This window comes from Halomonas sp. E14, assembly GCF_052568415.1.
In genome coordinates, this window is sequence record NZ_CP199423.1 from 486,928 (window position 1) to 510,058 (window position 23,131).

At 66.9% G+C, this 23,131-nt stretch carries 22 protein-coding genes; 16 read left to right on the forward strand and 6 right to left on the reverse strand.

Translation table 11 applies throughout. The features are described from left to right. Nucleotides 1-36 precede the first annotated feature (36 nt). The 8 genes from lpxD to tilS all read left to right on the forward strand — a co-directional run bounded on the left by lpxD (nt 37) and on the right by tilS (nt 10,443). A complete protein-coding gene (lpxD, locus tag ACT7B3_RS02230) occupies nt 37-1,077 on the forward strand; it encodes a UDP-3-O-(3-hydroxymyristoyl)glucosamine N-acyltransferase (RefSeq protein WP_445156718.1) in 1,041 nt (346 codons plus the stop codon). A gap of 123 nt (nt 1,078-1,200) precedes the next feature. Next, nucleotides 1,201-1,644: a 3-hydroxyacyl-ACP dehydratase FabZ gene (fabZ, locus tag ACT7B3_RS02235; protein WP_444678528.1), complete on the forward strand. Its 444-nt coding sequence runs from the start codon at nt 1,201-1,203 to the stop codon at nt 1,642-1,644. Beyond that, nucleotides 1,641-2,408: an acyl-ACP--UDP-N-acetylglucosamine O-acyltransferase gene (lpxA, locus tag ACT7B3_RS02240; protein ID WP_444678527.1), complete on the forward strand. Its 768-nt coding sequence runs from the start codon at nt 1,641-1,643 to the stop codon at nt 2,406-2,408. Before fabZ ends, lpxA begins: the two co-directional genes overlap by 4 nt. A gap of 23 nt (nt 2,409-2,431) precedes the next feature. After that, nucleotides 2,432-3,652: a lipid-A-disaccharide synthase gene (lpxB, locus tag ACT7B3_RS02245; protein ID WP_444678526.1), complete on the forward strand. Its 1,221-nt coding sequence runs from the start codon at nt 2,432-2,434 to the stop codon at nt 3,650-3,652. Next, nucleotides 3,649-4,260, forward strand: a complete 612-nt coding sequence (rnhB, locus tag ACT7B3_RS02250; RefSeq protein WP_445156719.1) for a ribonuclease HII — start codon at nt 3,649-3,651, stop codon at nt 4,258-4,260. Before lpxB ends, rnhB begins: the two co-directional genes overlap by 4 nt. Nucleotides 4,261-4,288: 28 nt before the next feature. Then, nucleotides 4,289-7,792 carry a DNA polymerase III subunit alpha gene (dnaE, locus tag ACT7B3_RS02255; protein WP_445156720.1) on the forward strand — a complete coding sequence of 1,168 codons (3,504 nt, stop codon included), beginning with the start codon at nt 4,289-4,291 and terminating at the stop codon, nt 7,790-7,792. Nucleotides 7,793-8,198: 406 nt separating this feature from the next. Beyond that, the gene (accA, locus tag ACT7B3_RS02260; protein WP_445156721.1) at nt 8,199-9,152 is read left to right on the forward strand and encodes an acetyl-CoA carboxylase carboxyl transferase subunit alpha; all 954 of its coding nucleotides are present in this window, start codon (nt 8,199-8,201) and stop codon (nt 9,150-9,152) included. After that, a complete protein-coding gene (gene tilS / locus ACT7B3_RS02265; RefSeq protein WP_445156722.1) occupies nt 9,136-10,443 on the forward strand; it encodes a tRNA lysidine(34) synthetase TilS in 1,308 nt (435 codons plus the stop codon). The genes accA and tilS overlap by 17 nt, the downstream gene beginning before the upstream one ends. Here the strand turns inward: tilS and ACT7B3_RS02270 are convergent. Then, nucleotides 10,430-11,959 carry a Ppx/GppA phosphatase family protein gene (locus ACT7B3_RS02270; protein WP_445158833.1) on the reverse strand — a complete coding sequence of 510 codons (1,530 nt, stop codon included), beginning with the start codon at nt 11,957-11,959 and terminating at the stop codon, nt 10,430-10,432. The two genes, tilS and ACT7B3_RS02270, sit on opposite strands and share 14 nt — an antisense overlap. Before the next feature lie 460 nt (nt 11,960-12,419). On the opposite strand from ACT7B3_RS02270, the gene rho reads away from it, so the two are divergent. From rho to ACT7B3_RS02305, 7 genes are all read left to right on the forward strand, one after another. Next, nucleotides 12,420-13,679, forward strand: a complete 1,260-nt coding sequence (rho, locus tag ACT7B3_RS02275; RefSeq protein WP_444678524.1) for a transcription termination factor Rho — start codon at nt 12,420-12,422, stop codon at nt 13,677-13,679. A 72-nt stretch (nt 13,680-13,751) separates the two neighbouring features. Continuing rightward, nucleotides 13,752-15,251, forward strand: a complete 1,500-nt coding sequence (ubiD, locus tag ACT7B3_RS02280; RefSeq protein WP_445156723.1) for a 4-hydroxy-3-polyprenylbenzoate decarboxylase — start codon at nt 13,752-13,754, stop codon at nt 15,249-15,251. Then, nucleotides 15,248-16,027: an NAD(P)H-flavin reductase gene (locus ACT7B3_RS02285; RefSeq protein ID WP_444678523.1), complete on the forward strand. Its 780-nt coding sequence runs from the start codon at nt 15,248-15,250 to the stop codon at nt 16,025-16,027. The genes ubiD and ACT7B3_RS02285 overlap by 4 nt, the downstream gene beginning before the upstream one ends. Next, complete coding sequence (folM, locus tag ACT7B3_RS02290) at nt 16,024-16,737, forward strand: dihydromonapterin reductase (protein ID WP_444678522.1); 714 nt, start codon at nt 16,024-16,026, stop codon at nt 16,735-16,737. The genes ACT7B3_RS02285 and folM overlap by 4 nt, the downstream gene beginning before the upstream one ends. 83 nt (nt 16,738-16,820) lie before the next feature. Beyond that, on the forward strand, nt 16,821-16,943 hold the full coding sequence (locus ACT7B3_RS02295) for a hypothetical protein (protein WP_444678521.1): 123 nt from the start codon (nt 16,821-16,823) through the stop codon (nt 16,941-16,943). Between the two features lie 528 nt (nt 16,944-17,471). Next, the gene (locus tag ACT7B3_RS02300) at nt 17,472-18,560 is read left to right on the forward strand and encodes a 3-deoxy-7-phosphoheptulonate synthase (protein ID WP_444679384.1); all 1,089 of its coding nucleotides are present in this window, start codon (nt 17,472-17,474) and stop codon (nt 18,558-18,560) included. A 75-nt stretch (nt 18,561-18,635) separates the two neighbouring features. Continuing rightward, a complete protein-coding gene (locus tag ACT7B3_RS02305; RefSeq protein WP_444678520.1) occupies nt 18,636-19,148 on the forward strand; it encodes a DUF3087 family protein in 513 nt (170 codons plus the stop codon). Nucleotides 19,149-19,178: 30 nt separating this feature from the next. Here the strand turns inward: ACT7B3_RS02305 and hemB are convergent, their stop codons facing one another. Further along, complete coding sequence (gene hemB, locus ACT7B3_RS02310; RefSeq protein WP_445158834.1) at nt 19,179-20,177, reverse strand: porphobilinogen synthase; 999 nt, start codon at nt 20,175-20,177, stop codon at nt 19,179-19,181. A 235-nt stretch (nt 20,178-20,412) separates the two neighbouring features. Here hemB and elbB point away from each other — a divergent pair, with 235 nt between their 5' ends. After that, entirely contained in the window at nt 20,413-21,075 is a 663-nt protein-coding gene (gene elbB, locus ACT7B3_RS02315; RefSeq protein WP_445156724.1) for an isoprenoid biosynthesis glyoxalase ElbB, read from the forward strand. Between the two features lie 120 nt (nt 21,076-21,195). Here the strand turns inward: elbB and tatC are convergent, their stop codons facing one another. From tatC to ACT7B3_RS02335, 4 genes are read right to left on the reverse strand one after another with little or no spacing between them, the layout of a single operon-like run. Further along, nucleotides 21,196-21,987: a twin-arginine translocase subunit TatC gene (tatC, locus tag ACT7B3_RS02320; RefSeq protein ID WP_444678519.1), complete on the reverse strand. Its 792-nt coding sequence runs from the start codon at nt 21,985-21,987 to the stop codon at nt 21,196-21,198. Next, a complete protein-coding gene (gene tatB / locus ACT7B3_RS02325; RefSeq protein WP_444678518.1) occupies nt 21,984-22,481 on the reverse strand; it encodes a Sec-independent protein translocase protein TatB in 498 nt (165 codons plus the stop codon). The genes tatC and tatB overlap by 4 nt, the downstream gene beginning before the upstream one ends. 6 nt (nt 22,482-22,487) lie before the next feature. Then, complete coding sequence (gene tatA / locus ACT7B3_RS02330) at nt 22,488-22,742, reverse strand: Sec-independent protein translocase subunit TatA (protein WP_444678517.1); 255 nt, start codon at nt 22,740-22,742, stop codon at nt 22,488-22,490. Between the two features lie 48 nt (nt 22,743-22,790). Further along, nucleotides 22,791-23,126 (reverse strand): phosphoribosyl-ATP diphosphatase, encoded by a 336-nt coding sequence (locus ACT7B3_RS02335; RefSeq protein ID WP_444678516.1) that lies wholly within the window; start codon nt 23,124-23,126, stop codon nt 22,791-22,793. Nucleotides 23,127-23,131: the final 5 nt, after the last annotated feature.

The window sequence follows — 23,131 nt, forward strand, 5'->3', positions numbered from 1 at the left end:
ACGGTTAACCGCGCGCGCTGCCGACTTCGGATACCCATGACACAGCCATCACGCCCCCAGCTCACCCTTCAGGACATTGCCGACCGGCTCGGTGCCCGGCTCGTCGGCGACGGTTCACGCCGCCTCTCCGGGCTGGCTACCTTGAAGCGGGCAGGCCCCGACCAGATCGCCTTCGTGGCCAACCGCTCCTACCTCAAGGACCTGGCCGCCACCCGCGCGGGCGCCGTGCTGCTGCATCCGGAGCATGCGGCCTCGTGTCCGGTGGACAGGCTCGAGCTGGACAACCCCTACCTCGGCTATGCCCAGGTGTCACGCCTGTTCGACCCGATCCTGGCCCAGCCGAGCGGCGGCATTCATGCCTCGGCGGTGGTCGCCGAGGACGTGGCCATCGGTGAGCGCGTCGAGATCGGGCCCAATGCGGTGATCGAGGCCGGCGTCGAGCTGGGCGACGAGGTGGTGATCGGCGCCGGCTGCTTCATCGGGGCCGGCACCCGTATCGGCGCGCAGTCGCTGCTGCATGCCAACGTCACCGTCAGCCATGGCGTGACCATCGGCCGGCGCGCCATCCTACACAGCGGCTGCGTGATCGGCGGCGATGGCTTCGGCTTTGCCCACGACGGTCGCGGCTGGCACAAGATCGCCCAGCTCGGCGGCGTGGTGCTGGGCGACGACGTCGAGGTGGGTAGTTGTTCGAGCATCGACCGCGGCGCACTGGACGACACCGTGATCGGCAACGACGTCAAGATCGACAGCCAGGTGCAGATTGCGCACAACGTCCACATCGGCGACCACACCGCGCTGGCCGGCTGCGTCGGTATCGCCGGTTCCACCCGGATCGGGCGCAACTGCCTGCTGGGCGGGGGCGTGGGGATCTCCGGCCACCTGACGATCTGCGACGGCGTGCAGGTCACCGGCATGAGCCTGGTGACCAATTCGATACACGAGGCGGGCATCTATTCATCGGGCACCGGGGCCATGCACAACGCCCAGTGGCGCAAGAACGCGGTGCGCTTCAAGCAGCTCGACGACATCGCCCGTCGACTGACGCGGCTGGAGAAGCGCGGCGAGCAGGGTTGAGCCGGCGACGCGCGACGCTATAATCCATCGCCTGCCCGGCCGACGTGCGGGCGTATCGGGAAGCCTGAGGCAGCCACCTGCTGCCTTGCCTGGCTTCCCTACTTCATTTCAGAGGTCGCTACGATGGTAATGGACATCAACGAGATTCGAGATTATCTACCGCACCGCTACCCGTTCCTGCTGATCGATCGGGTGACGGCGCTGAGCCTCGGCGAATCCATCGTTGCCTACAAGAACGTCAGCATCAATGAGCCGTTCTTCAATGGCCACTTCCCCCACCACCCGATCATGCCCGGCGTGCTGGTGCTTGAAGCCCTGGCCCAGGCCTGCGGTATCCTGGGGTTCAAGACCGTCAACAAGCTGCCCGCCGACGGCTACGTCTATTATCTGGTAGGCAGCGACAACGTGCGCTTCAAGCGGCCGGTCATGCCGGGCGACCGCCTGGTGCTGGAAGCCAAGGTCGAGCGTGAAAAGCGCGGCATCTGGAAGTTCGCCTGCCGTGCTACCGTAGACGGTGAACTGGTCTGCGAGGCCGATATCATCTGTGCCGAGAGGAAGGTTGCTTGATTCATTCCACAGCCATCGTCGATCCCAGCGCCCGCTTGGCCGAAGATGTCGAGGTCGGGCCCTTTTCCGTGATTGGACCCGACGTCGAGATCGGGCCCGGCAGCCGCATCGGGCCGCATGTGGTCATCAAGGGGCCCACCGTGCTCGGTGCACGCACCCGGATCTTCCAGTTCGCCTCGGTGGGCGAGGACTGCCAGGACAAGAAATACGCCGGTGAGCCGACGCGGCTGATCATGGGCGACGACAACGTCATTCGCGAGGGCGTGACCCTGCACCGCGGCACCGCGCAGGATCGCGGCGAGACCGTCATCGGCTCGCGCAACCTGTTCATGGCCTACTGCCACGTGGGCCACGACTGCCTGATCGGCAGCGACTGCGTCTTCGCCAACCAGGTCACCCTGGCCGGCCATGTCACTATCGGCAACTTCGTCATCCTCGGCGGCCTCTCCGCCATTCATCAGTTCTGCCACGTCGGGGCCCACGCCATGGCCGGCGGCGGCTCGATCATTACCAAGGACACCCCGGCCTACGTGCTGATCAACGGCAACCCTGCCGCGGCCCATGGGTTGAACCTGGTCGGACTGAAGCGGCGCGGCTTTTCCGCCGAGGCGATCAAGGCGCTGGGCGATGCCTACCGGCTGGTCTATCGCCAGGGCCTGACCGTGGCCCAGGCGCTCGAGGAGATCCGCAGCCGCTATGCGCTGCCTGAAACCGAAGCCTTTGCCGCTTCCATCGAGATTTCGTCGCGCGGCATCGTTCGCTGAGCTGGCGTCGAAACGGGTCTGATATGAGCCAGCTTGCGCGTGTCTACATTGTCGCCGGAGAGATGTCCGGCGACCTGCTCGGCGCCAGCCTGATGCGTGCGCTCAAGGCGCGTCATCCCGGCGTCGAGTTCCGCGGCATCGGCGGCCCGGGCATGCTTGCCGAAGGCATCGACAGCCGCTTTCCTCTCGAGACGCTCTCGGTGATGGGCCTGGTCGAGGTGCTCAAGCACCTGCCCGAGCTGATCCGGGTGCGACGCACGCTGCGTGCCGACGCCCTGGCCTGGCGGCCGGACGTGATGATCGGTATCGATGCCCCCGACTTCAACCTCGGCCTGGAGCGCCAGCTGCGCGAGGCGGGGCTCGCTACCGTGCACTATGTCAGCCCCACCGTCTGGGCCTGGCGCCAGGGGCGGGTCAAGGGCATCGCCAGGTCGGTCGATGCGATGCTCACCTTCCTGCCCTTCGAAGCTGCCTTCTACGCGCAGCACCACCTCCCGGTGGCCTTCGTCGGGCATCCGCTGGCCGACGAGCTGCCGCTGGTCAACGATCGCGGTGCGGCACGAGAGGAAATCGGCCTGCCGCTCGATGCCCAGGTGCTGGCCGTTCTGCCGGGCTCCCGAGCCAACGAGATCCGCTTTCTCGGCGAGACCTTCCTCGACGCCGCCGAGCGGCTGTGCCGCGAACGCCCCGACTTGCGCGTCGTGATACCGGCGGCCACCCCGCTGCGCCGCCAGGAGCTTGAACGCCTGCTGGACGCCAGGCCGCTGCTGGCCGAGCGGCTGACGCTGCTCGATGGCCAGGCGCGCCAGGCGATGGTTGCCAGCGACGCCGTGCTGCTCGCCTCGGGCACCGCCGCCCTGGAGGCGATGCTGTGCCACCGTGCCATGCTGGTGGCCTACCGCATGGCGCCGCTCACCCACTGGTTGGCCAGCCGCCTGGTCAAGACGCCCTGGATCTCGCTGCCTAACCTGATCGCCCAGGCGTCGATGGTTCCGGAGCTGATCCAAGATGCCGCCACGCCCGAGGCCATCGTCGAACGCCTCGGGCCGATGCTCGATGACGGCGAGGCACGTGGCGCTCTGGAGGCACGCTTCGCCGCGCTGCACGCCGGGCTGCAGCGCAACGCCAGCGCCAGGGCGGTGGAAGCCATCGAAGCCGTGGTGGCGGGCCGCCCGCTGCCCGAGTCGCTGGCCAGCGAGGCAATGGTGTCCGATTCAGGAAGCGTCGGCAGGAGCGAGACATGAACGTGGCGGCCTTTCCCCCGCTGGTGATCGACTACCAGGGCCACCTGCTGGCCGGCGTCGATGAAGTGGGCCGCGGCCCGCTGGTCGGCGCGGTGGTCGCCGCGGCGGTGATCCTCGATCCGCTGCGTCCCATTGCCGGCCTGACCGACTCCAAGAAGCTCGCGCCGCAGCGTCGCGTGGAACTGGACGCGGAGATTCGCGCCAAGGCGCTGGCCTTCGCCGTGGCCGAGGCGAGCCATGCCGAAGTCGATGCGCTGAACATCTACCATGCTACCCACCTGGCCATGCGCCGGGCGATCGATGCGCTGACGCTGCAGCCCGAATATCTGCTGGTCGACGGCAATCGGCTCCCGGGCCATCCACTGCCCGGCCAGGCGGTGGTGAAGGGTGACGCCAGGCATCCGGCCATCGCCGCCGCCTCGATACTCGCCAAGGTGGCGCGTGACGCCCAGATGGTGGCGCTCGACGGCCTCTATCCCGAATATGGTTTCTCCCGCCACAAGGGCTATGCCACGCCCGAGCACCTGGCGGCGCTGGAACGCCTCGGGCCCTTGCCCGAGCATCGTCGCTCCTTCGCCCCGATCAAGGGGCAGTTAGAGCTGCTCTGACCATTTACCGCCAAGCCCCGAGCCTCTTATGACCCCGCCTTTCGTCCACCTGCGCGTTCATACCGAATATTCCCTGGTCGACGGCCTGGTGCGGCTCAAGCCGCTGGTCAAGGCCACCGCCGAGCAGGGCATGCCGGCACTGGCCGTGACCGACGAGGCCAACCTGTTCGGCCTGGTCAAGTTCTACCGCGGCGCCCAGGGAGCGGGCCTCAAGCCGATCATCGGCGCCGACCTGTGGCTCGCCAACCCGCATGACGAGACGCACCCCTACCGGCTGACCCTGCTGGCGATGAACGACACCGGCTATCGCAACCTCACCGAGCTGATCTCGCGGGGCTGGATGGAAGGGCAGCGCCAGGGGCGGGCGCTGCTGGAGAAGGCCTGGGTGCTGGCGCAGAGCGAGGGCCTGATCGCGCTCTCAGGTGGCCGCGAAGGTGAGATCGGCCGCCACCTGCTGGCCGACCATCGCGACGAGGCGCGTGTGCTGCTCGAGGAGTGGCAGGCGGCCTTCCCGGAGCGCTTCTACCTGGAGCTGACCCGCACCGGGCGGCCGCTGGAGGAGGAGTGCGTGCACCTCTCGGTGGCGCTGGCCGTGGCCACGGGCACGCCGGTGGTGGCGACCAACGACGTGCGCTTCCTCGAGCGTGACGACTTCTGGGCCCACGAGACCCGGGTCGCCATCGGCGAGGGCAAGGCGCTGGACGACCCGCGCCGCGAGCGCAAGTACACCGAAGAGCAGTACCTCAAGAGCCCGGCGGAGATGGCCGAGCTGTTCGCCGACATCCCCGAGGCGCTCGAGAACAGCGTGATGATCGCCGCGCGCTGTAGCGTCGACGTGCGTCTGGGCGAGATATTCCTGCCGGAGTTCGAGATTCCCGAGGGCATGACCCAGGACGAATTCTTCCGCAAGGTCTCCCACGACGGCCTCGACGAGCGCCTCGACTTCCTCTACCCGGTCGAGACGTACCCGCGCGACGGCGCCGAGTACGTCGAGATCGACAAGCGCTATCGCGAGCGGCTGGACTTCGAGCTCGACATCATCATTCAGATGGGCTTCCCCGGCTACTTCCTGATCGTGATGGACTTCATCAAGTGGGCCAAGGACAACGACGTGCCGGTGGGACCGGGGCGGGGCTCGGGTGCCGGCTCGCTGGTGGCCTACGCGCAGAAGATCACCGACCTCGATCCGCTGGAGTACGACCTGCTGTTCGAGCGCTTCCTCAACCCCGAGCGGGTCTCGATGCCCGACTTCGACGTCGACTTCTGCATGGAGAAGCGCGACCGGGTGATCGAGTACGTGGCCGACCGCTACGGGCGCAACGCGGTGTCGCAGATCGTCACCTTCGGCACCATGGCCGCCAAGGCGGTGGTGCGCGACGTGGCCCGCGCCCAGGGCAAGCCCTATTCGCTGGGTGACAAGCTCTCCAAGCTGATCCCCTTTGAGGTGGGCATGACCCTGGCCAAGGCCATCGAGGCGGAGCCGGCGCTCAAGGAGTTCGTCGAGAACGACGAGGAGGCCGCCGAGATCTGGGAGATGGCGCTCAAGCTCGAGGGCATCACCCGCGGCACCGGCAAGCACGCCGGCGGCGTGGTGATCGCGCCGACCAAGCTCACCGACTTCTCGCCGCTGCTGTGCGACGAGGAGGGCAACGGCCTGGTGGTGCAGTTCGACAAGAACGACATCGAGGAGGCCGGGCTGGTCAAGTTCGACTTCCTCGGCCTGCGCACCCTGACCATCATCGACTGGGCGCTGGAGATGGTCGACAAGGTGCGCGCCGTGAAGGGCGAGGGGCCGCTCAATATCGACCGCATTCCGCTCGACGATGCGCCGACCTTCGAGATGCTCAAGCGCGCCGAGACCACGGCGGTGTTCCAGCTCGAATCGCGCGGCATGAAGGAGCTCATCAAGCGCCTGCTGCCCGACTCGCTGGAGGACATGATCGCCCTCGTCGCCCTGTTCCGCCCGGGGCCGCTGCAGTCGGGCATGGTCGACGACTTCATCAACCGCAAGCACGGCCGCGCCGAGCTCGCCTACCCGCATCCGGACTACCAGCACGAGTGGCTCAAGCCGGTGCTCGAGCCCACCTACGGCATCATCCTCTACCAGGAGCAGGTGATGCAGATTGCCCAGGTGTTGGCGGGCTACAGCCTGGGCCAGGCCGACATGCTGCGCCGCGCCATGGGCAAGAAGAAACCCGAGGAGATGGCCAAGCAGCGCAGCGGCTTCATGGAGGGCTGTGCGGCCAACGGCATCGACAAGGAGCTGGCCGGCAACATCTTCGACCTGGTGGAGAAGTTCGCCGGCTACGGCTTCAACAAGTCGCACTCGGCGGCTTACGGCCTGGTCTCCTACCAGACCGCCTGGCTCAAGACCCACTACCCCGGCCCGTTCATGGCCGCGGTGATGTCCACCGAAATGGACAACCTCGACAAGGTGGTGCCGCTGATCGAGGAGTCGCGGCGCCTCGGCCTTACCGTGACCCCGCCGGACGTGAACATCGGCGGCTACAAGTTCACCGTCGATACCGAGGGTCGCGTCGTCTACGGCCTGGGCGCGATTCGCGGCGTGGGCGAGGGGCCCATCGGCGCCATCGTCGAGGCCCGCGAGGCCGAGGGCCCGTTCAGCGACCTGTTCGACTTCTGCCGCCGGGTCGACCCCAAGCGCATGAACAAGCGCACCCTGGAGGCGTTGATCCGCTCCGGCGCCCTGGACAACCTGGGACCCAACCGGGCGGTGCTCAGCGCCGCCCTGGACGACGCCCTGCGCGCCGCGGCCCAGACCCAGACCAACCAGAACCTGGGCATGATGGACATGTTCGGCGAAGCCTTCGCCGACGACGAGACCCAGAGCGACCCCTACGAAGGCTATCGCCAGGTGCGCGAGTGGACCGACAAGGAGCGCCTGGCGGGCGAGAAGGAGACCCTGGGCCTCTATCTCACCGGGCACCCCATCGACGAATACGAGAAGGAGCTGGCCCGCTTCGTCTCGACTCGTATCAGCGACCTCAAGCCGTCGCGGGAGCCGCAGCGGGTCGCTGGCCTGGTGGTGGCGGTGCGCACCATGAAGTCCAAGCGCGGCGACACCATGGCCTTCATCACCCTGGACGACCGCACCGGACGCATCGAGGCCTCGCTGTTCGGCGAGCTGTACGATTCCCTGCGCGGCCAGATCGAGGCCGACCAGGTGTTGATCGTCGAGGGCGAGGTCTCAAGCGACGACTTCTCCGGCGGCCTGCGCCTGCGCGGCAAGGAGGTCACGCCGATGGTGGCCGCCCGCACGCGCTACGGCGAGGCGGTAGAGCTGTCGCTGGACGGCACCCGGGTCAACGGCCGGCTGGTGGAGAGCCTGCGCGAGAGCCTCATGCCGCATCGCAACGGCGACGGCCTGCCGGTGCGCCTGCGCTACCGCAACGAAGCCGCCGCCGGCTGGCTGGAGCTGGACGCCCAGTGGCGCGTGGCCCCCAGCGACGAGCTGCTGATCGCGCTGCGCGAGGTAGAGGGGCAGGACGGCGTGCGCCTCAAATACCGCTAGGCCTAAGAAAAGTGCCTGCGCTCGGTCATACGGCGTTAAAAAACGGCTTAAAATGCTCATTTACTAAAGTAAACTCGTGTGCGAGCCCAGTCCGTTTTGCGCCGTTTTTTGCCTTGTCTGACCATCGCTCGCCGACTTTTCGACAGGACCTGGACTCACCACCTTGGCTGCGAGCGGCGCCGGGGACAGGTCGCAGCGGAGGTCTTTTGCCATGGATGGCAAAAGTAGCGCCCAGGGATGGGTTCACAGCGCCTCCGCAGAGACCTGTCGCCGGAAAAGCCGCTTTTCCGCGCCTTGCGCCGTGCGTTGAGGGTGCGATAATGCCCGACACTCGATTTTATGGCTTCCGGGACGAACAGCGTTCATCATGCCCCGGCGACAGCAATGACAAGGCGGCCCAGCCACTATGAATCCCAATTACCTCGATTTCGAACAGCCCATCGCCGAACTCCAGGCCAAGATCGAAGAGCTGCGCCTGGTCGGCAACGACAGCCAGCTCAACCTCAGCGACGAGATCAGCCGCCTGGAGGAGAAGAGCCGCAAGCTCACCGAGTCGATCTTCAAGGACCTGAGCCCCTGGCAGGTGTCGCAGATTTCCCGCCACCCCCAGCGCCCCTATACGCTGGACTACCTCGAATACATCTTCACCGACTTCGACGAGCTGCACGGCGACCGCCGCTTCGCCGACGACCCGGCCATCGTCGGGGGCATCGCCCGTCTCGAGGGGCGTCCGGTGATGGTCATCGGCCATCAGAAAGGGCGTGAGGTGAAGGAGAAGGTGCGTCGCAACTTCGGCATGCCGCGTCCCGAGGGCTATCGCAAGGCGTGCCGCCTGATGGAGATGGCCGAGCGCTTCAAGATGCCGGTGCTGACCTTCATCGACACCCCCGGCGCCTACCCCGGTATCGACGCCGAAGAGCGCGGCCAGAGCGAAGCCATCGCCTACAACCTGGCGGTAATGTCGCGGCTCAAGACGCCGATACTCTCCACCGTGGTGGGCGAGGGCGGCTCCGGCGGCGCGCTGGCGATCGGCGTGTGCGACGAGCTGGCCATGCTGCAGTACTCCACCTATTCGGTCATCTCGCCGGAAGGCTGTGCCTCGATCCTGTGGAAGAGCGCCGAGAAGGCCGCCGATGCCGCCCAGGCCATGGGCATCACCGCCGAGCGGCTGCAGGAGCTGGGCTTCGTCGACACCCTGATCGAGGAGCCGCTGGGCGGCGCCCATCGGCAGCCGCAGGCCACCGCCGAGCGGGTCAGGGAGGCGCTGCTGGCGAGCCTGGATCGACTCGAAGCGATGGAGACCGATGCGCTGCTCGAACGCCGGTATGAGCGGTTGATGAGCTATGGCGCTCCAGCATAAGCGCGCATCGCTGCAAGCCCTGATCGACGACGCCCTGGCGGAGACCCCGCCGGGGCGTGTCGTCTGGGTGGCGCTCTCCGGCGGGCTGGATTCGAGCCTGCTGCTCACGCTGGCGGCCCAGGCCTGTCGGCGCCATCCCCGCCCGCTTCACGCACTGCACGTTCACCATGGCCTTCAGCATGCCGCCGACGGCTTCGAGCGGCACTGCCGTCGGCTGGCCTCTCGCCTCGGGGTGCCGCTCTTTGTCGAGCATGTGGCGGTCGAGCGTGACGCCGGGCTGGGGCTCGAGGGGGCGGCGCGGGAAGCGCGCTACGCGGCGTTCGCCCGCCGTGTGGTGCCGGGCGAGACGCTGTGGCTGGCTCAGCACCGCGATGACCAGGCCGAAACCTTCCTGCTCGCCGCCCTGCGCGGCAGCGGCGTGCGCGGCCTGGCGGGCATGCCAACGGTGCGCGAGTGGCAGGGCAGGTGCTTCGCGCGCCCGCTGCTGGCGCATTCGCGTGCGGAGCTGGAAGCCGAAGCGGCGCGGCTCGGCCTGAATTGGATCGACGATCCCACCAATCGCGACGAGGCGCTCGACCGCAACTTCCTGCGCCTCCGCCTGCTGCCGCTATTGCAGGCGCGCTGGCCCCACGCCGCCCAGGCGCTGGCGAGCAGTGCGGCGCATGCGACCGAAGCCGATAGCTTGATCGACGACCTGGCTGCGCAGGACCTGGCTGCGCTGGGCGGCGACGCCGCTCGCCTGCCACTGGCGGGGTTGGCGGGCCTTTCGCCGGCGCGACAGCGCGTGCTGGTGCGCCATGCCTGCCGGCGCCTTGGCCTGCCCACGCCGCCGCAGGGTCGCCTGGCCACGCTGCTGGCCCAGCTCGAGGCGCGCCCCGATGCTCAGGCCCATGTGGCCTGGGCCGAGGCCGAGGCGCGGATCTGGCGCGGCGGCCTCCATTTGCTGCGCCGTCAGCCTCCGCCCCGGGGCGCTTGGCCCCTGGCTTGGGACGGCCGGTCGCCGCTTGCCACCCCATGGGGCAAGGCCGAGGCCACGCTTGTGCCCGACGAGGGAGGCGAGGCCTGCCTTGAGCTTAGGCAGCGCGAAGGGGGCGAGCGGCTGCGCCTGGCGGGGCGGGGCTCGCGGGAGCTCAAGCGATTGCTGCAAGAAGCCGCCCTGCCGCCCTGGGCACGCGAGCGAGTGGTGGTGGTTTGGCACGCGGCAGAGCCGGTGGCGGCGCTGGCGCTGCCGGAAGGCCGTTGGCTGGCGGTGGCAGCGGGCTGGTCGGCCCACCCGGTCAGCTCAGGCTGAGGTTGAAGCCGGCGGCGCTCTGGTAGGCGATCTCCTGCTCGAGGTCGGTGCGCAGCAGGGTCTGGTCGCGCTCGTCATCCGCCAGGTGGAGCGTCAGGGCTTCGCCCTGAACTTCGAGCTGGGGAGTAGCCACGGGCTGTTCGCCTCGCGGGTGATTGAGCAGCACCGCCAGGCGCAGCAGGCGCGCCAGGCGGGCGTGGGAGCGCTGCTGCGACTCGGGCAGCGCGCGCCACTCGCGCAGCGGGAACTTGCGGCGATGCGCGCGCACCAGAAAGGCCAGCAGCCGCTGCTCGGGGCGCGAGAAGCCGGCCAGGTCGGAATGTTCCAGCAGGTAGGCGCCGTGGCGATGGAACTGGCTGTGGGAGATGGCCAGGCCGATCTCGTGCAGGCGGGCCGCCCAGTCGAGGAAGCGCGCCTGGTCGTCGTCGAGCGCCCATGCCGTGCGCACCTGGTCCAGCAGCTGGCCGGCCGAGTTCGCCACGTGCTCGGCCTGGCGCCCGTCCACGCCGTGGCGCTGCTGCAGCGAGGCGAGCGTCTTGTGGCGGATATCCTCGGAACTGTTGCGGCCCACCATGTCATACAGCACGCCTTCGCGCAGGGCGCCGTCGGCGTAGCGCAAGCGCTCCAGCGCGAAGGCGTCGAAGATGGCGCTGAGGATGGCAACGCCGGCGGGAAACACCCGGGCGCGGTCCGGCTTGAGCCCCTCCAGCGCCACCCGGTCGAGGTGTCCGCAGGCGATCAGCGTGCTGCGTACCTGCTGAAGGCCCTCGCGGGTCACCACGCCGTCGGGGGCGCCTCCGGCGGCGGCGATGACCGCGGCGGCCGCCTTGATCGTGCCGCTCGAGCCCACCGGGTCATCCCAGCCCAGCTCGCAGTAGGGGCGGCGGATGTTGGCCAGCTCCGACATGGCGGCGAGTTCGGCGAGGCGCATGTGCCGCTCGTTGATCTCGCCCCCTTCGAAGAAGCGGCGGGTAAAGGTCACGCAGCCCAGCTGCAAACTTTCCAGGGCCAGCGGTTCGAAGCGTTCGCCGATGATGAACTCGGTGGAGCCGCCGCCGATGTCGATGATCAGCCGCCGGCCGCTCTCGGCCAGGGAGTGGGCGGCGCCCAGATAGATCAGGCGAGCCTCCTCGCGTCCGCCGATGATCTCGATGCGATGCCCGAGCAGCGCTTCGGCACGGTCGATGAAGGCCTGGCTATTGCGTGCGCCGCGCAGCGCGTTGGTGCCGACCACGCGCAGCTGCCCCTGGGGGATGTCGGCCACGAAAGGCGCGAAGCGGGCCAGGCAGCCGAGCGCCCGCTGCATGGCGGCCTCTTCCAGCCGGCCGTCGCCGTCGAGTCCTGCGGCCAGCTGCACCTTCTCACCGCGGCGGGCCACCACTTGCAGTCGCTCGTCTTGGTAATGCGCCACCAGTAGGTGAAAGCTGTTGGAGCCCAGGTCGATCGCAGCCAGGCGCTGCGGGCAGGGTACCTGGGACGAAAGGGGGGCGTCGGTGGCGGGTTGGGGCCGTTCCATGGGTAAGATCATCACGCAGCGTCCTGATGGCGAATAGCTAAAGGTTGCGGCGATGGTGAGAACCTGTCAATCGCGAGGGGTTGATCGGTAGACTTGCGTTCGGCGGCGGCCTTGACTAACATCGGGTCGTTCGCCTGTTCCGAATGCTTTCCGACCGCGTCGCGGTCAACATCAAGTCGTCAGTCAGCCCCTTATTGTCGTTAGTTGTCTTGTGCCGGAAGCCATGTTGGCACTTGAAACGCACCAGGCGATTACACTCCAGGCGACATAAAGTGCTGCTTCCTCGAACACGATACCGTTTCGACGGCCCCTTCAGAGCGGTCGTGAGCGGCGGTCAATCGCCCTGCGAGTGGAAGCGTCTCCGGGCTCTGAACGCACCCAAGCGGCGTACCGTTCTTTTCCAGCTTCTTCCCACGGCGCCGTGCCGCCACGCTGACATGAGCAACTTCCGAACACACCGATGAATCTTACCGAACTCAAGCAAAAATCCGTGCCAGAGCTCCTGGAGCTTGCCCGCGAGATGGGCATCGATAACCTGGCGCGCTCACGCAAGCAGGACATTATCTTCGCCATCCTCAAGAAGCACGCCAAGAGCGGCGAGGATATCTATGGCGATGGCGTTCTGGAGATTCTCCAGGATGGTTTCGGCTTCCTGCGCAGCGCCGACAGCTCCTACCTGGCCGGCCCCGACGACATCTATGTCTCGCCGTCGCAGATCCGCCGCTTCAACCTGCGCAAGGGCGATTCGATCTCCGGCAAGATTCGTCCGCCGAAGGAAGGCGAGCGTTATTTCGCGCTGCTCAAGGTCAGTCAGATCAACTTTGACAAGCCCGAAAACGCCAAGCACAAGATCCTGTTCGAGAACCTCACGCCGCTGTTCCCCCAGGAGCGGCTGCGCATGGAGATCGGCAACGGCTCCACCGAGGATCTCACCGCTCGCATCATCGATCTCACCGCGCCCATCGGCAAGGGCCAGCGCGGGCTGATCGTCTCGCCGCCCAAGGCGGGCAAGACGCTGATGCTGCAGAATATCGCCACCTCGATCACGCGCAACAACCCCGAGTGCCACCTGATCGTGCTGCTGATCGACGAGCGTCCGGAAGAAGTGACCGAGATGTCGCGCACCGTGCGCGGCGAAGTGGTCGCCTCGACCTTCGACGAGCCGCCGGCGCGCCACGTGCAGGTTGCCGAGATGGTGATCGAGAAGGCCAAGCGCCTGGTCGAGCACAAGAAGGATGTGGTCATCCTGCTCGACTCCATTACCCGCCTGGCACGCGCCTACAACACCGTGGTGCCCAGCTCCGGCAAGGTGCTCACCGGCGGTGTCGACGCCCACGCCCTGGAGAAGCCCAAGCGCTTCTTCGGTGCCGCGCGTAACATCGAAGAGGGCGGCAGCCTGACCATCATCGCCACCGCGCTGGTCGATACCGGCTCGAAGATGGACGAGGTGATCTTCGAGGAGTTCAAGGGCACCGGCAACATGGAAGCCCACCTGGACCGCAAGCTCGCCGAGCGGCGCGTCTATCCGGCACTCAACATCCGCCGCTCCGGCACCCGCCGCGAGGACCTGATCGCCTCCGAGGACGAGATGCAGCGCATGTGGATCCTGCGCAAGCTGCTCAATCCGATGGACGACACGGCAGCTACCGAGTTCCTGATCGACCGCCTGAAGGATACCAAGACGAACCTGGAATTCTTCGAGGCGATGAAGCGCCGCTAGGCGGGTTCGGCGGTGCGCAAGGGGGCAGCATGCTATGCTGCCCCTTTCGTCGTTCCGGAAACGGGAATTGGAATGAAGTACAAGGACCTGCGTGACTTCATCGCGGCCCTGGAAGCCCAGGGCGAGCTGATACGAGTTTCAGCCGAGGTGGACCCCTACCTCGAGATCACCGAGATCTGCGACCGCACCCTGCGTGCCGGCGGCCCGGCGCTGCTGTTCGAGAACGTCAAGGGCCACGATATGCCGCTGCTCGGCAACCTGTTCGGCACGCCGAGGCGGGTCGCCCTGGGCATGGGCCAGGACTCGGTCGAGGCGCTGCGCGAGGTGGGGCAACTGCTCGCCTTCCTCAAGGAACCCGACCCGCCCAAGGGCTTTCGCGATGCCTGGGACAAGCTGCCGATCTTCAAGCAGGTGATGAGCATGGGGCCCAAGGTGGTGCGCAGCGCCCCGGTGCAGCAGGTGATCCTCGAAGGCGACGACGTCGACCTCGACCGCCTGCCGATCCAGCACTGCTGGCCCGGCGATGCCGCGCCGCTGGTCACCTGGCCGCTGGTGGTGACCCGCGGGCCGCACAAGAAGCGCCAGAACCTGGGCATCTATCGCCAGCAGAAGCTGGGCAAGAACCGCCTGATCATGCGCTGGCTGTCGCACCGTGGCGGTGCGCTGGACTTCCTCGAGTTCCAGCAGACCCATCCCGGCGAGCCCTTTCCGGTGGCGGTGGCGCTGGGCGCCGATCCGGCGACGATTCTCGGCGCGGTGACCCCGGTACCGGATTCGCTCTCCGAGTACGCCTTCGCCGGGCTGTTGCGCGGTTCGCGCACCGAGCTGGTCAAGTGCGGCCATGCCGATCTGGAAGTGCCTGCGTCTGCAGAAATCATTCTGGAAGGCTTCATCTATCCCGATGACATGGCGCCGGAAGGCCCCTACGGCGACCACACCGGCTACTACAACGAGGTCGACGAGTTCCCGGTGTTCACCGTGACGCGCATGACCCTGCGCCGCGACGCCATCTACCACTCGACCTACACCGGGCGGCCGCCCGATGAGCCGGCGATCCTCGGTGTCGCCCTCAACGAAGTGTTCGTGCCGATCCTGCGCAAGCAGTTTCCCGAGATCGTCGACTTCTACCTGCCGCCGGAGGGCTGCTCCTACCGCATGGCGGTGGTGACCATGAAGAAGCAGTACCCGGGCCACGCCAAGCGCGTGATGATGGGCGTGTGGAGCTTCCTGCGCCAGTTCATGTACACCAAGTTTGTGGTGGTGCTCGACGACGACGTCGACGCCCGTGACTGGAAGGATGTGATCTGGGCCATCACCACCCGCATGGACCCGGCCCGCGATACCGTGATGGTCGAGAACACGCCGATCGACTACCTCGACTTCGCCTCGCCGGTGGCGGGGCTGGGGTCCAAGATGGGGCTCGATGCCACCAGCAAGTGGCCCGGCGAGACCGATCGCGAATGGGGCACGCCCATCGTCATGGACGAGGCCGTCAAGGCCCGCGTCAGTGAGCGCTGGAACGAGCTGGGCATCGAGCTGCCCCCTTACCCTGACGACAAGAGGCACGCATGACCCCGAGGACCCTGAGCTGCCAGGTGACGGCAGTGGAGGACCTGACTCCCGACGTGTTTCGCGTACGCCTGGAAGGGCGCGCCGAGGCCATGGCCCATGAGCCGGGCCAGTATCTGGAGCTCAAGCTCGACGACGAGACCTGGGTGCCGTTTTCCATTGCCAGCGCGCATCGCGGCGACGGCAGCCTGGAGCTGCATATCCAGCACTGGCCGGAGCGTGAGAACTCCGCCCGGCTGCGCGAGCTGATCGTGGAGGCGCGCCATCTCGGTGTGCGTCTGCCGGGCGGTGACTGTGTGCTCGATCATGACAGCCAGCGGCCGCTGCTGCTGATCGCGGCCGGCACCGGCTTCGCCCAGATGAAGGCGATCGCCGAGGCCTCGCTGCAGGCCTCGCCCGAGCGGACAATCGAGCTGTGGTGGGCGGCGCGCCAGCGGCGCGATCTCTATCTCGAGAGCCTGCCACGGGAGTGGGCCGAGCAGCATGCCAACGTGCACTTCCATCTGGTCACCGAAGCCGCGCCGGAAGCGGCGGTGAGCGGCGAGCGTGTCCACGGCCACCTGGGGCGGATCGACCAGGCGCTCGCCACTGGCCTCGAGGATGTCAGCGGGCATGACGTCTACCTCTCCGGCTCGCCGGGCATGGTCTACGCCTGCGTCGACGTGCTGGCCTCGCTGGGTCTCGAGCCGTCGCGGGTCTTCTCCGACGTCTTCGCCTATGCGCCGCGCCAGCCGCTGGTGCCCACCGTCGGCGTGCTGCGCCGGGGGAGCGCGGGGTGAGCGCCTCGCCGATCCTGATCACCGGCGGCGCCCAGCGCCTGGGGCGGCACTGCGCCGAACGGCTGGTTGACGACGGGCATCCGGTCATTATCAGCTACCGGCGCGAGCGGCCGGCGCTCGAGGTGTTGCGCCGCCGCGGCATCGTCACCCTGATGGCGGATTTCGCCAGCGAGGCGGGCATTCTCGACTTCATCGCCCGGCTCAAGGCCGAGACCGGATCGCTGCGAGCGATCGTGCACAACGCCAGCGACTGGGCGCCGGACGGCCGCGACGAGCAGGCCGGGGCCACCTTCGAGCGGCTGTTCCGCGTGCACATGCTGGCGCCCTACCTGATCAACCTGCACTGTCGCGAGCTGCTCGAGGCCTGCGGCGAGCCGCAGCGCGACATCGTGCATATGACTGACTACGTGGCGCAGAAGGGCTCGGAAAAGCATGCTGCCTACGCCGCCACCAAGGCGGGGCTCGAGAATCTGACGCTCTCCTTCGCGGCCCTGTACGCTCCGCAGATCCAGGTCAACGCCATCGCCCCGGCGTTGATCATGCTCAATGAAGGCGACGACGAGGCCTATGCCGAGAAGGCCAGGGCCAAGTCGGCCATGGGTATGGTGCCGGGGCCGGGCGTGATCTACCAGAGCCTGCGCTACCTGCTCGACAACCGCTACGTGACCGGCATCACGCTGCCGGTCGATGGCGGGCGCCACCTTCGCTAGACTGTCAGTCACGCAGTCGCTTTGAAGGCACGATAGGCTGCGCAAAGACCAGCCCATGGCCAGCCAATGGAGAGGAGGCGAATATGGCACCCTTGAAGGAATATCACGATGAGAGCGGCCCGCTGTGGCTGCTGGCGATGCTGGCGGTACTGCCCCTGAACCTGCTGCCCCTGCTGATTGGCATCGTTCGTGCCGTGGCCGCCTGAGGTCGAGCTTGCCAAGCTTGTCGCGATGCGGCACGATGAAAAAAATGGAAAACAGGAACTCAACCATGACGCTGCTCCCCGGCCTGACACCTGATGCTCTTCGCTGCGCTTCCTGCGTGGCGCAGCAGCGTGGTGCGGGTTTTGGTGGCCAGTATTGGTACTGGTTTAGCGCCGGTGTGCCGGCGGCCGGGTCCTGAGTCGGACGCAGCTGCTAGGGCACACCCAACCGGGTTGCCTTCCTCCTAAAACCCCTGGTCGGCAACCCGACCGGGGGTTTTACGTTTGGTAGTTCCTTTTTAGAGCTTCGACTGACTAGAGCTTCAACTGACGAACATATCAACCGAGGAGACGCACCATGATCGCACGCCGCGCCACTTTCGCCGCCCGCTCTCGCCACGACTATTATGGCTGGGGTTATGGCTGGCGATTTAGCGCCACGCGGTCGGTTCAGTGCGCCACCTCCGACCGTGAGATGACTGGTGGCAACGCCACGACACGATGTTTACCGATCTCACGGAGCCGTTGACCATGAACGCCCACGCCTCACTTGCCGAACGTCTCATCCTCGAACCGCACGCGCCACAGCCCGGTGGCGACGCGGCGAATCACACCGAACTGCACCTGCCCTCACCGGGCGAACTGCGCCGCCACCTGCCCTTGGCCTCGCCGTTGGCCGAGCGCATTGACGCCCAGCGCCGTGCCGTGCAGGCCATCGTGCAAGGCCAGGACGACCGCCTGCTGATCGTCGTCGGGCCCTGTTCGATTCACGATCCGGTGGCGGCGCTGGAGTACGCCCAGCGCCTGGCGGCGCTCTCTGAGCGCGTGGACGACCGGCTGCTGCTGGTCATGCGGGTCTACGTGGAAAAGCCGAGGACCACCGTCGGCTGGAAGGGATTGGCGTACGACCCCGACCTGGACGGCAGCGGTGATATGGCGCGTGGGCTCCAGCTGTCGCGCCAACTGATGCGCGAAGTGGCCTCGCTGGGCCTGCCGGTGGCCACTGAGCTGCTGCAGCCGCTGCTGGCGCCCTACCTCGACGACCTGCTGGCCTGGGTGGCCATCGGGGCACGCACCACCGAATCCCAGCTGCATCGAGAGCTGGCCAGCGGGCTGCAGGCCGCGGTGGGCTTCAAGAATGGCACCGGCGGCGACGTCGACGTGGCGCTGCAGGCCATCCAGGCGGCGGCCCACCCGCACCAGCACTTTGCCCTGGCGGCCGATGGACGTCCGGTGATGCGTGAAACCGCCGGCAACCCGCATACCCATGTGGTGCTGCGCGGCGGCCACGCTGGTCCCAACTACGACTCGGTGTCGGTGCGTGCGGCCTGCCAAGGCCTTGAGCGCGCTGCCCTGGCGCCCCGCCTCATGGTGGATTGCAGCCATGCCAACGCGTGCAAGGACCACCGCCGCCAGGGCGCGGTGCTGCGAGACGTGCTGGCGCAGCGGCTGGCCGGCGAGAAAGCGCTGATGGGCCTGATGCTGGAAAGCCACCTGGAAGAAGGCCGTCAGGCCCTCGACCTTGGGGCGCTGCGCTATGGGGTATCGGTCACCGATGCCTGCCTAGGTTGGCAGGATACCGAAGCGCTGCTGCTCGAAACGGCAGAACGGCTGCGCTGAGCCTGGCCGGGGCGACTGTACCTGGACAGCCGATGCCGGGATAATCCCGGCATCTTGCTGCCACAGGAAGCCCTCATGTCCTTCACCTTCGAGCATCACGACCCGGAAACCTATCGCCGCAAGGCACGACTCATCAGCCTGGCCATGGCCGGCCAGCTCCTTGTCTTCGGCCTGGTATTTTCCCAGCTGCTGGTGGCGACCTTCGGCTCCAGCCTATGGCTCAACGCCCTCGGGGTCCTGCTTGGCCTGGTGGTGACCAGCCTGACCTTCGCCGTGCTGCGCGAGCGTCCCTGGATGACCGAGATGCGCTACGTGTGGCAGCTCAAGCACCATCTTTCCCGGGTCAGCGGTTACCTGTCGACCCTGCGGCGCGAAATGGAGCAGGGTAACGGCGTGGCCCTGCACCTGATGACCTTCTATCACCAGGGCATGGCCCAATTGGCCGAACTCAACGGACGCACGCTCGACGACGACGCCGAGCTGCTCGGCGAGCGTGCCAGGATTCGCCAGCTGCGTGAGGAGCGCGGGCTGCCCGAGCGGGTGGAAGGCTTCGATCCCAATGACCTTTCCGCCTTCCGCAAGAGCTGAAGGGAGCCCGGCGTGCGGCCGGGCCTGCCGTCAACATGCCAGCAGCGTCGCCGCCCGCTTGGCAAAGTAGGTCAGGATGCCGTCGGCGCCGGCGCGCTTGAAGCACACCAGCGACTCCAGCATCACCTCGTCGGCGTCGAGCCAGCCGTTGTCGAAGGCGGCCATGTGCATGGCGTACTCGCCGCTCACCTGGTAGGCATAGGTCGGTACCTTGAGCTCATCCTTGATGCGACGTACCACGTCGAGGTAGGGCATCCCCGGCTTCACCATCACCATGTCGGCGCCTTCGGCCAGGTCCAGGGCCACCTCGTGCAGGGCCTCGTCGCTGTTGGCCGGGTCCATCTGGTAGGTGCGCTTGTCCGCCTTGCCCAGGTTGGCGGCCGAGCCCACCGCGTCGCGGAAGGGGCCGTAGTAGCGCGAGGCGTACTTGGCGCTGTAGGCCATGATGCGCACGTTGTGCAGGTGTTCCTGCTCGAGCACCTGGCGGATCTCGCCGATGCGACCGTCCATCATGTCGGAGGGCGCGACGACGTCGGCGCCGGCCTCGGCGTGGGACAGCGCCTGCTTGAGCAGCGTCTCCACCGTGCGGTCGTTGAGCACGTAGCCGCTGTCGTCGATGATGCCGTCCTGGCCGTGGATGGTATAGGGGTCGAGCGCCACGTCGGTCATGATGCCGAGCTCAGGCACCGCCTCCTTCAGGGCCCGCACGCTGCGCTGCACCAGGCCGTTGGCGTTGTAGGACTCCTCGGCCAGCTCGCTCTTGAGTCCCTGATCCACCACCGGGAACAGGGCCAGGGCGGGAATGCCGAGCCGGTGCGCCTCGCGGGCCTCCTCGATCAGCAGGTCCAGCGACAGGCGCTCGACGCCAGGCATCGAGGGAATGGCCTCGCGACGCTGCTCGCCGTCGAGCACGAACACCGGCCAGATCAGGTCGGCGGCGGTCAGGGTCGATTCGCGCATCAGGCGGCGTGAGAAGTCGTCGCGGCGCATGCGGCGCATCCGCGTGGCAGGGAACTGGCGCGTGGTCATGAAGCTCAAGATGCTCTACTCCTGCGGTGGGCCACGTTCGCCTGGGCATCCAGTGGCGGCAGTGTGCCCGGAAACGATGACAGTCCAGGGTCGCTCAAGGCGTATCCGCAAAGTATATCAGCGACGATGCGGGCAGAAAGCTGATCCTTGTCGCCCTGTGCGCGACTCTCTAAAGTGTGGGCTTCGGATTCAGCTAGCACCCTCTCGCGGGGAGCCGTATTACAAGGAGAAAGGCATGAGCAAACAGGTGGCAGTCATCCTGTCGGGCTGCGGTGTGCAGGATGGCTCGGAAATCTACGAGACCACCCTGACCCTGCTGCGGTTGGACCAACTGGGCATCGGCTATCGCTGCTTTGCGCCGGATGTCATGCAGCGCCATGTGATCGATCATCAGAGCGGCGAGGTGTCCGAGGGTGAGCCGCGCAATGTGCTGGTGGAGTCGGCGCGCCTGGCACGCGGCGAGATCTCGCCGCTGCAGGAGCTTGACGCTGAGCAGTACGATGCGGTGATCCTGCCGGGTGGCTTCGGCGCGGCCAAGAACCTGTCGAATTTTGCCGAGACGGGCAGCGACATGGAGCTGCTGGAGGGCCTGGTCGATGCGGTGGCGCCGTTCCACGCGGCGCGCAAGCCGATCGGCCTGATGTGCATCAGTCCGGCCCTGGTGCCGAAACTGCTGGGGCCGGGCATCGCCGTGACCATCGGCCACGATCCCGGCGTGGCCGGCGCCATCAGTAACATGGGCGGGCTGCATCGCAGCTGCGGCGTGGAGGACATCGTCGTGGACTTCGAGAATCGGGTGGTGACCACGCCCGCCTACATGCTGGCCACACGCATCAGCGAGGCCGCTACCGGGATCTTCAAGCTGGTGGATCGCATCGACGAGCTGATGGATCGCTGAACCGGCGAGACGGTGCCAGGAGACCCCGCCGAAAACGGTCACGGCCCGCCCTTAGGGGCGGGCCGTAGCGTCTAGGGCGCTGATTGCAAAAGCGGCTTCGTCAGGGTCGACGGGTCGCCGTCACGACTCCTTGCGCTTGCTCACCTCTCCGGCCTCGGCTTCCGCCGCCTGGCGGCGGCGGTGGCGTACCAGCCTGCCGAACAGGATGCCCACTTCGTAGAGCAGGTACATGGGAATTGCCAGCAGGCTCTGCGAGATCACATCGGGCGGTGTGAGCAGCATGCCGACCACGAAGCAGCCGAGCAGGATATAGGGCCGCTTGCGCGACAGGCTCTCCACCGTGGTGGCGCCCGAGGCGATCAGCAGGAAAGTGGCAATGGGGATCTCGAAGGCCACGCCGAAGGCGAAGAATAGCTTGAGAACAAAGTTCAGGTACTGATTGATATCGGTCATCACCGCCACGTTCTCCGGCCCGGTCTGGGTGAAGAACTGGAACAGCAGCGGGAACACCACGTAATAGGCGAAAGCGGCGCCGGCGTAGAACAGCCCGATGCTGGACGCCAGCAGCGGCAGCGCCAGGGCCTTCTCGTTGTCGTAGAGGCCGGGGGCGACGAAGGCCCACGCCTGGTGCAGCACGTAGGGGATGGCGACGAATACCGCCACCACCAGGGTCAGCTTGAAGGGAGCCAGAAACGGCGAGGCCACTTCGGTGGCGATCATCTGCGAACCCTCGGGCAGCAGCGCCATCAGCGGCTGGGCCACGAAGGTGTAGATCTCGTTGGCGAAGGGGTACAGACCGAGAAAGATCACGAAGATCGCTACCACCGCGCGCAGCAGTCGCGAGCGAAGTTCGATGAGGTGCTCGATCAGGGGAGCCTGGCCAAGTTCCTGCTTGTCGTCGGAGTCGCTCATCGGGAAGCGGCGTCCTTGTCGTTGGGAGCGTTACCGGTGGGAGCGTTGCCGTCAGAAGCGCTGCCATCGGTGCTCTGCCCGGCCGGGGGCGGGGCGGGGTCTACGGGCTTGCGCACCCCGGCCAGGGCGTCGTCCAGGCGCGCCGATGCCGAGCGGGGCGGCGCATCCGCCGCTCCTCCCTTGTCGCCGGGGGACGAGTCGTGGTCGCCTCGGCGCGGGGTCGACGTGGTGTACGGCTTGGCGATACTTTCCACGTCTCGCTTGGCCCGTTCCAGGCTCTCGTCGAGCTTGGCCTGCTGCTCCTTGAGCTTCTGGCGAAGCTCTTCCGTCTCGAGCTGCGCATTGATCTCGCGCTGCATGCTCGATACGGTGCGCTTGATCTTGCCGACCCACAGGCCCAGGGTCCGGGCGGCCTTGGGCAGGCGCTCCGGGCCGAGAACCAGCAGGCCGACGATCCCGAGGATGAGGAGTTCCAGGAAACCAATATCGAACATGGCGGCTTATTTGCGCTCTTCCCGGTCCTGAATCGTTTCCCTGGCCTTCTCTTCCGCCCGCACGTCGTAGGTGTTGGGCTGCTCCTCGTGGGTCACCTTGGCCTGGGGCTTGTCCTTGTCGTCCTCGTTGACGGCCTGCTTGAAGCCCTTCACCGCTCCTCCCAGGTCGGAGCCGACGTTGCGCAGCTTCTTGGTGCCGAAGACCAGAATGATGATGCCGAGTACGATCAGCAGTTGCCAGATACTGATGCCACCTAACATGGGGGGTTCCTCATTGAATCGCGTTTCCGGCTGATCCGGAAGACATGGTCAGTTTGACCTCGCGGCCTTCTCATCGTGCCCCGAGATGCCGAAGCGACGGGCCAGCTCGTCGAGCACATCCTGCTGGTCGAGCCCAAGATGCGATAGCATCACCAGGCTATGAAACCACAGGTCGGCGGTTTCGGCGACCAGCGCCTGGCGCTGGGCGGCGTCGCCGTGCTCGGCGTCCTTGGCCGCCAGCAGGGTCTCCGTGGCCTCTTCGCCGACCTTCTCGAGTATCTTGTTCAGCCCCTTGTGGTGCAGGGCCGCCACGTAGGAGTCCTCGGGGGCGGCGCTGCGGCGCTGCTGCAGAACCTCGAAGAGTTCGCCGAGAATATCACGCATAAATG